This window comes from Actinosynnema sp. (assembly GCF_052038725.1).
The window spans coordinates 1-1,785 of sequence record NZ_JBQGCX010000926.1 but is presented as its reverse complement, the minus strand read 5'-3'; the positions used below and the strand labels follow the sequence as shown (position 1 = coordinate 1,785).

At 74.7% G+C, this 1,785-nt stretch carries 1 protein-coding gene; it reads right to left on the bottom strand.

Annotation, left to right across the window (positions count from 1 at the left end):
- Positions 1 to 72: 72 nt before the first annotated feature.
- Positions 73 to 1,398, bottom strand: a complete 1,326-nt coding sequence (locus tag ACTUAL_RS19535) for an NAD(P)/FAD-dependent oxidoreductase (RefSeq protein WP_440901260.1) — start codon at positions 1,396 to 1,398, stop codon at positions 73 to 75.
- Between the last annotated feature and the right edge of the window lie 387 nt (positions 1,399 to 1,785).

The following is a 1,785-nucleotide window of genomic DNA, read 5'->3' as shown; positions in this document are numbered from 1 at the left end:
ACGCCAGCGCCAGCCCGGTCGGCCCCGCGCCGACCACCAGCACCGGGACCCGCTCGACCACCCCGTCCCGGCTCACCGGCCGACCGCGCCCGCGAGCCCGCCCAGCTCCGCCACGTCCAGCTCGGGGTACACCGGGCAGCGGTGCACCGGCTCGAACGGCGAGAACGTCGACCACGCCGGGTTCGCGCGCAGCGCGTTCGCCACCGGGTTGCGCGCGCTCCAGAAGTCGCCGCCGAGCAGCCGCACCACGTACATCTCCATGTCCGCCTCGGAGAGGTTCCCCGCCTCCGAGTGCGCCTCGGCCAGCGCGGGCAGCAGCTCGCCCTCGTAGAAGGAGAAGATCAGCCGCACGTACGTGTCGTAGCCGGTCTTGAAGAAGTTCGAGTAGCCGGTGAGCGCCTGCTCCTCGTCGGCGGGCGAGTCGAGCGCCCGCCCGAGCGCCTCGGCGGCCTCCGCGCCCGTGGCCATGCCCACCAGCACCCCGCCGGAGAACATGGGGTCGCCGAAGCAGCCCGCGTCCCCGACCATCACCCAGCCGGGGCCGGTGACCTGGTCGGAGTGGTAGCTGTAGTCGGTCTCCACCCAGAAGTCCGAGGTCGCGGAGGTGCCGGTGAGCCGCTGGTTGATCCTGGGCACCCGCTCGACGTGCTCGGCGAACGCCTCGGCCGGGGTGCGCCCGCGCAGCCGGTCGCGGTGCATGACCGTGCCGACGCTGATCCGGTCCGCCGACAGGGGGATCGCCCAGATCCACCCGTCCGAGTGGCTGCCGACCTGGATGTCGCCCTCGTGGCCGGGGTTGTGCGCCTCGTCCAGCCCGTCGCGGTGGTGGAACACCGCCACCATGCGCAGGTCCTCGATCATCCGCCGCAGCCCGAACCGGTTGGCGACCACGCCCGCCCGGCCGGTGGCGTCCACCACGTACCGGGCGCGCTCCTCGCGCTCGACCCCGCCCTCGCGGTAGCGCACGCCCACCACCCGGCCGCCCTCCTCCAGCAGCCCGACGACCTGCGCGCCCTCCCGCACGGTCGCGCCCGCCGCGCGCGCCTGGTCCAGGTTCACCCGGTCGAAGTGCGAGCGCTCGACCTGGAACGTCTCGTGGTGGCGGCCGTCGCCGGTCTTGGCGAAGTCGGCGCGGAACACCCCGGCGCGGAAGAACTTCGTGCCGGTCGGGTCGATGAACTCGCCGCCGCGCTTGACGACGTAGCCCTGCTCCCGCACCGCGTCGAGCAGGCCGTGCCGCTCCAGCAGGCCCACCATGTACGGCAGCATCGACTCGCCGATGTGGAAGCGGGGGAACTCCTGCCGCTCCAGCACCAGCACCGAGCGGCCCTGCCGGGCGAGCACCGCGGCGCAGACGGCCCCGGCGGGCCCACCACCCATCACGATCGCGTCGAGCATCAGGCCACGACCTCCCCGGCCGTCGGGCGGCGCGAAGCCGGTTCCCCGCGCGGCGGTGACGATCCGCAGCCCACGCTAGGAAGCCCGCCGGGCAGCGGCAATCCGCGGTTCCACCACCGGGTAACGAACCGCCCACCGGCGAGCTGGTTGCCGGGGTGTGGGCGTCCGGTGGAGCCGACCAGTGCGGGAGGGCCTCGCGCGGTGCTCGACTGTCCACAACCGACCCGGTCCCCAGCTCCAGCCCCTCGGAGGCCCCGTGCCCGGCGACACCGACGACCCACCGGCCCGAGCGCTCGCCAGCCCGTCACCCGACGGCCCGCCACCCGACGGCCCGTCGTCCCTCGGTCCGTCCTCCGGCGGCGCGTCGCACGGCGGCGCGTCCTCCGG